Origin of the sequence: Massilia sp. S19_KUP03_FR1, from assembly GCF_036688685.1 — a bacterium.
In the GTDB taxonomy this organism is placed as follows: Bacteria; Pseudomonadota; Gammaproteobacteria; order Burkholderiales; family Burkholderiaceae_D; genus JALYUM01.
Genome location: NZ_JAQQPS010000018.1, coordinates 131234 through 137715 on the forward strand (window position 1 = coordinate 131234; position 6482 = coordinate 137715).

At 59.6% G+C, this 6482-nt stretch carries 5 protein-coding genes; 3 read left to right on the forward strand and 2 right to left on the reverse strand.

What is annotated here, in order from left to right:
- The first annotated feature begins 2 nt into the window (after positions 1-2).
- The 3 genes from flgJ to flgL all read left to right on the forward strand — a co-directional run bounded on the left by flgJ (position 3) and on the right by flgL (position 4258).
- On the forward strand, positions 3-917 hold the full coding sequence (flgJ, locus tag V6M87_RS19785) for a flagellar assembly peptidoglycan hydrolase FlgJ (protein WP_332878373.1): 915 nt from the start codon (positions 3-5) through the stop codon (positions 915-917).
- Positions 918-1048: 131 nt separating this feature from the next.
- The gene (gene flgK, locus V6M87_RS19790) at positions 1049-3016 is read left to right on the forward strand and encodes a flagellar hook-associated protein FlgK (protein WP_332878374.1); all 1968 of its coding nucleotides are present in this window, start codon (positions 1049-1051) and stop codon (positions 3014-3016) included.
- Between the two features lie 15 nt (positions 3017-3031).
- Positions 3032-4258 (forward strand): flagellar hook-associated protein FlgL, encoded by a 1227-nt coding sequence (flgL, locus tag V6M87_RS19795; RefSeq protein WP_332878375.1) that lies wholly within the window; start codon positions 3032-3034, stop codon positions 4256-4258.
- Positions 4259-4404: 146 nt separating this feature from the next.
- Here the strand turns inward: flgL and V6M87_RS19800 are convergent, their stop codons facing one another.
- Together V6M87_RS19800 and V6M87_RS19805 are read right to left on the reverse strand one after the other, a co-directional pair.
- On the reverse strand, positions 4405-4929 hold the full coding sequence (locus tag V6M87_RS19800) for a GNAT family N-acetyltransferase (protein ID WP_332878376.1): 525 nt from the start codon (positions 4927-4929) through the stop codon (positions 4405-4407).
- Positions 4930-5338: 409 nt separating this feature from the next.
- Positions 5339-6010, reverse strand: a complete 672-nt coding sequence (locus tag V6M87_RS19805; RefSeq protein ID WP_332878377.1) for a hypothetical protein — start codon at positions 6008-6010, stop codon at positions 5339-5341.
- Positions 6011-6482 lie beyond the last annotated feature (472 nt).

Genomic DNA, 6482 nt, shown 5'->3' on the forward strand with positions numbered 1-6482 from the left:
TCATGATCAGCTCTGTCAACTCAGCCGACCAGTCCGGCAAGCTTGCGCTCGATACCAAGAGCCTGGGCAACCTGAAAGCCTCGGCCGCCGCCGGCTCGCCGGAAGCCCTGCGCGGCGCCGCGACCCAGTTCGAAGCCATGTTCATCAACATGATGATGAAGAGCATGCGCGAAGCCACGCCGACCGACGGCATGACCGACAATGAGCAGACCAAGACGTTCACTACCATGCTCGACAGCCAGCTGAGCCAGACCATGGCCAAGCGCGGCATGGGCCTGGCCGACATGCTGGTGCGCCAGATGAGTTCGCAGACCGCGAATGCCCAGGCGCTGGCAATTGGCGGCGGTGCTGCGGGCACGGCTGCCAGTAGCATGAACGCCGCGCCGGATCAGCTGGGCGTGGCATTCGCGGCGAAGGCCGCGATCGTCAATCCGACCAGTACCGGCAACGCCGGGCAGGCGCCGCACGTGCGCGCGTTCCAGGAAAAACTGGCGGCCCACGCCGACGAAGCGGCCGCCGCCACCGGCATCCCGGCCAAGTTCATGCTGGGCCAGGCCGCGCTTGAGTCGGGCTGGGGCAAGCGCGAAATCAAGAACGCCGACGGCACCTCCAGCCACAACCTGTTCGGCATCAAGGCGGGGGCTAGCTGGACCGGCAAGACGACCACCGCCGTGACCACCGAATACGTGAACGGCACGCCGGTCACCCGGCGCGAAAAATTCCGCGCCTACGACAGCTACGCCGACAGTTTCAAGGATTACGCCAAGGTCATCGCGAACAATCCGCGTTACGAAAAGGTCATGGCATCGGGCGGCGACGCCGCGACGTTTGCCCAGGGCTTGCAGAAAGCCGGCTACGCGACCGACCCGCATTACGCGACCAAACTGACGCGCATTATCAAAAATTCACTGGCGTAAAGAATGACCTCAAGCCTATAAACCGTCATCCCCGCCTTCGCGGGGATGACGGTGGCGTGGTTCATTTGTCAAGTCAAGCTTTCACGATTGCTGCCGTTAATGAATGGTGAAGCACATAAAAGGATTACCCCATGGCTGGAAATCTCCTCAACATCGGCAAGACAGGTTTGTTCGCCGCACAGGCGGCGCTGTCGACGACCGGTCACAACATCAGTAACGCCAGTGTTGCCGGATACAGCCGCCAGACCGTGGTGCAGGCGAGCATGGGCGGGCAGCAAAGCGGCAGCGGCTTCATCGGCAATGGGACGACCGTGGCCGACATCATGCGTTACAGCGATTCCTTCCTGAACGGGCAGGTTACCAGCGCGCAGACCACGAAAAGCTCGCTCGACAACTATTACACCCAAATCAGCCAGATCGACAATTTGCTGGCCGATACCACGTCCGGCCTGTCGCCGGCCTTGCAGGATTTCTTTGCAAGCGTTCAGAGCATCAGTGCCACCACCGGGTCGGACTCGGCGCGCCAGGCGATGCTGTCGTCGGCATCGACGTTGACCACGCGCCTGAACGATATCGATGGCCGGCTCGACGAACTGCAATCGGGCGTGAACAGCCAGATCACTTCGACCGTCACTGAAATAAACACCTACGCCAGCCAGATTGCCAAGCTGAACGACCAGATCGCGACCTACTCCGGCGGTTCCGGACGCCAGCCGAACGATTTGCTCGATGCGCGCGACCAGCTGGTGCTCGAGCTGAACAAGCAAATCCAGACCACCGTGAGCAAGGGTAACAACAACAGCCTGACGGTGTCGATCGGCAACGGCCAGCCGCTGGTGGTGGGCAAGCAGTCCTTCGAGCTGGCCGCCTCGACGTCCGATACCGACCAGACCCGGGTCGAAGTCGGCGTCATCACCGGCGGCAAGGTCGTCAACCTGGCCGAGGATTCGCTGAAAGGCGGCGCGCTGGGCGGCCTGATGGCGTTTCGCAGCGAGACGCTCGACAAGACGCAGAACGCCATTGGCCGCATCGCCATCAGCCTGGCCTCTACCTTCAATGCCCAGCAAAACCTGGGTATCGATTCGACCGGCGCCCAAGGCAAGGATTTTTTTGTCGCACCCGAAGCGTATGTGGGTGGCAGCATCAAGAACGATGTCAACAGCACCACTGCCGTCAAGGCCGTGGTGGCCGATGCCAGCGCGCTGACGCAAAGCGACTACAAGCTCGCCTATGACGGCGCCAATTTTACCGTCACGCGCCTGTCCGATAACGCCAAAACGGTCATTAATCCTTATCCGCAGGCCAACGCGCAGCGCATCGACGGCCTCGATTTCACGGTGACCGGCAGCGCCGCTGCGGGCGATAATTTTTCGATCAAGCCGACCGTCAACGGCGCGGCAAATATTGCCGTGAAGCTGACCGACGTCAGCCAGATCGCCGCCGCCGCGCCCATCGCCACCAGCCTGCCGCTGACCAATACCGGCACCGGCAAGATCAGTGCCGGCAGCGTCGACATCGGCTATCTGAAGCCCGGCAATGCCATCACGACTCCGGTGACGCTGACGTACGACAAAACCAGCGGCAACCTGTCCGGTTTTCCCGCGGCCGCGCCGGTAACCGTCACCAATTCGGCCGGCGCCAAAACCGTGTATCCAGCGGGCGCCACGAATATTCCTTTCACTGCCGGTTCGAGTTACAACGTCAGTGGCATGAACGTCACCCTCTCCGGCGTGCCGGGCGACCAGGACAAGTTCACGATCAGCAAGAACACCGATGCGTCGGGCGACACCAGGAATGCCGCCTTGCTGGCCGGTTTGCAGACCAAGAACATCCTCAATAACGGCACCGCCACGTTCCAGTCGGGCTATGCCCAGCTGGTCAGCTTCGTCGGCAACAAGACGCGCGAAGTGAAAGTCAATGCCGATGCCGGCGCCACCTTGCTGGCGCAGGTCACCGCCTCGCAGCAGGACGTGTCCGGCGTGAACCTCGACGAAGAGGCGGCCAATTTGCTCAAATACCAGCAGGCTTACCAGGCGGCCGGCAAAGTCATGCAAATCGCCGGCACCCTGTTCGACACACTTCTGTCGCTCGGCAATTAATCCAGGAAGCTGATCATGCGTATCGCCACCAGTACCATCTTCGACGCCGGTGTCCGCCAGCTCGGCACGCTGCAAACCGGCATGGCCAAGCTGCAGATGCAGATGTCCACCAACAAGCGCGTGGTCACGCCGTCGGACGACCCGATTGCCGCGTCGCGCGCGCTGGAAGTGACCCAGTCGCAGTCGCTCAACACGCAGCTGGCCACGAACCGCTCGAATGCGCGCAGTTCCTTGTCGCAGGAAGAAGTCGTGCTCAACAGCGTTACCGCGCTGCTGACGGATGTGCAGGACCTGGTAGTCAGCTCCGGCAACGCGACCTTCACCGACAGCGACCGCGCATCGAAGGCGACCGAACTGGAAGGGCGACTGGCCGATTTGCTCGGTCTTGCCAACTCGACCGACGGGAATGGCGGCTATATGTTTTCCGGCTACAAGTCGGCCACGCAGCCGTTCAACCAGACCGCCACCGGCGCCGATTACGCCGGCGACCAGGGCCAGCGCCAGGTGCAGATCGGCTCGACCCGCTCGGTGCCGATCAGCGATTCGGGCACCGGCGTGTTCGAGAACAACCCCACCGGCAACGGCACTTACCAGACCAGCGCCGCGACCACCAACAAGGGCGCCGGCATCATTTCGTCGGGCACCGTTGTGGATGTCACCAAGCTGACCGGCCACAACTACGCACTCGACTTCACGGTAACCGGCAGCCCGGCCGTGACGACCTACAACATCACCGATAACTCGACCACCCCGCCGAGCGCCGTGCAGACCGCCCAGCCCTACAAATCGGGCCAGAGCATCACCTTTGACGGCATGTCGATGGACATCAAGGGCGAGCCGGCCAACGGCGACAGCTTTACCACGGCGCCGAGCCAGAAGCAGTCGGTGTTCACCACCATCACCAGCCTGATCGAGACCCTGCGCGGCGGCGCCCTCGGTTCGACCGGCAAGGCGGCGTTGACGAACGGGCTGAACCAGGCCAGCAACAACATCAAATCGGCGCTCGACACCGTGCTGACGGCGCGCTCCGCGATTGGCTCGCGCTTGCAGGAGCTCGACAGCCTGGACAGTACCGGCAGCGACCTGAACATCCAGTACGCGTCGACCCTGTCCGACCTGACCGACCTCGACCTGGTGGCGGCGTATTCGTCGTTTTCGCAGCAGCAGGTCACGCTGACGGCGGCGCAGAAATCGTTCACGACGATGTCGGGGCTGTCGCTGTTCAATTACATCAGCGGGTAAGCATAGCGGCGCGCATTTGAAGCGGGCCATGCGTGGACCAGACGTACACCTAAGTTGAGAGGCGGCTTTCGACCCATTCCGTACGTTCGTCTCGCCGCGATTGATGCGACTTCATGGTCCGGGTTGACAAGACTACCGACAGAACGTCAACCGAATGCCTCATCTCGCAGAAGCGCGTACAGGTTCATATCGACATGTTGACCCCGCACGAAATTGGCTCCCCGTGACACGCCTTCCTTTACAAACCCGCATTTAATCGCGACATTCTCAGACGCCTGATTACGCGTGTCCATGCGAATTTCGAGCCGGTTCACCAGAGTAGAACTGAACAGATGACGCACCAAGAGACGGACAGCCTCTGTCCCAATGCCCTGGCCACGGTATTCGTTTGACAGCGTGTAGCCGATCTCACGGGCATTGAAATACGGTACGGCTCTAGAGTGCCAGATTGTTCCAATCACAGAATTGCTCTGCTGTTCCACAATTAGAAGACGCACCAGACTATCGTTTGCCATACCATCAGCCTGAATTTTCTTTTCAAGCTCGACCGGCGACTGTATTGCGCTCGGAAGATATTCGCCACGCACGTCGGGATCGTTTAGCAGAGGAATAAGTGCTGATAGATCACTGGACACAATATGACGGATAACAAAATTGCTGCCTTTAATCATGGTACTTAGTTCCTGTCAGGAGTTGGAAGGAGCAGCTTGGTGTGAGCCTTGGAGGTATCGCTGCGGCGACTGGCCGTTTTTGGCCGAACCCGGCCGTTCGGCCCAGCATAGCAGTTTGTTAACACGAAAATCCAGCGGTTGCCGCGACAAGGCGGAAACGACACAACGCCGTCATCCGCAGTCCACAATTTTTGGTCGGACAACCACAACTTTATCGAGCGTTTGACCTGCTGCGTTTCCCACCGCTGGCAGTGCTTGCACTGCGTCGCGGCGCGGGCCTTGCATCGCATCCGTTTCTGTTCGCTATAAATTCACAATAATTTCCCGGCGAGTATCCTGGAGGCCACGCAGCCGCTTGTTGCACGAACTTCGCTGAAGCGCCATTACCTTAGGTTGGTGTGAGGCCGGTTTACTTCTGCGGCTTGAACGCGTGGCTGTTGTCGAATCCAAACTGATCTTCGTCATACATCCGGTTCATCTTGCGTACCAGGTGCATTTGCAGAACGGGCGGCAGCTTGAAGTAGGGCGCGCTCGCAGTTGTCGAGCGTTGCAAGTCGAGGTTGCCCGTAATTGCCCTGATAGCGGCCTTGGCATGACGATGAAAAACGATCATCTTCAGCCCGCCTTCATAAGGGTCGCTCAGCATTTTTCCACTGTCTTTCGCGTAGAAGCGGTAGACCAGGACCGGATCGACCAGGCCATCGCCGTCGATATCGCTCAACTCTGTCAGCTTGGGCCACCATTGCATACCGGCCATTCCCTCAGGTGCGCCATCGCTGACCGTGCCCCTGGCCATCAGGGTCGGCCCAGCGTTTATCTTGAACAAGTACGCGCCGATTTTGCTCGACAAGGCTTCGCCATCGTAGCTCCGGTCACGGCTTTCGGTCAGGTACACCACGTAGTCGCCGCTACTGTCGCGATAGCAGAAATGGTCAAACACTGGCAAGGCCACCTTGGCAGCCTTGAGGGTATCTCGATGCACGAGAAAGTCATCGCTGACGCACGGCGAACCGGGCACGGCATGAGCAGTCGAGGACGATAATGTGAGGAGGGCAAACAGGGCTGTGGCGAGAATATGCATGGTAAAAGTACGTAGCAGGTGAAGGCAGAACGATGGCATGCTGCTACTGCTTTCAGATGGCTCTGGACAAATGACCATTTTTGGCCGAATTCGGTCGTTCGTGAGGACTCAGTCTACCGCATGGATTGCTGGGGAAAATCTTTTTTGGCACCGGTAATACTGAGCGAAGGACCGCATTCGACCCAGGCTGTGTAAAAACGCAAAAACTAGAAAATTTCATGGGTAGGATTACCATTCCCGACCCGGAGAAAATCGCGTAGCGGTCGTCCTGAGCGGTCGATTTTTCTGCCCTTGGATTTTCTTCACGTTTTCACACAGGCTGGGTCGAATCCGCTCGGTCGAGCACAGCAGATTGCCAGGTCAGAAATCCACCCGCCGGCGCTACAGACCGGAAACGACCCAAAGCAATGGGATGGACTCCTCCTCACCCGAGGCCACGTTGGTGGCAAACTGGAGTTCCACAAATCCGTTT

What these genes read in the sequence shown, in the direction of transcription:
- V6M87_RS19805 (WP_332878377.1), bottom strand. Translation starts at nt 6,010, where the DNA reads ATGCATATTCTCGCCACAGCCCTGTTTGCCCTCCTCACATTATCGTCC.
- V6M87_RS19800 (WP_332878376.1), bottom strand. Translation starts at nt 4,929, where the DNA reads ATGATTAAAGGCAGCAATTTTGTTATCCGTCATATTGTGTCCAGTGAT.
- flgL (WP_332878375.1), top strand. Translation starts at nt 3,032, where the DNA reads ATGCGTATCGCCACCAGTACCATCTTCGACGCCGGTGTCCGCCAGCTC.
- flgK (WP_332878374.1), top strand. Translation starts at nt 1,049, where the DNA reads ATGGCTGGAAATCTCCTCAACATCGGCAAGACAGGTTTGTTCGCCGCA.
- flgJ (WP_332878373.1), top strand. Translation starts at nt 3, where the DNA reads ATGATCAGCTCTGTCAACTCAGCCGACCAGTCCGGCAAGCTTGCGCTC.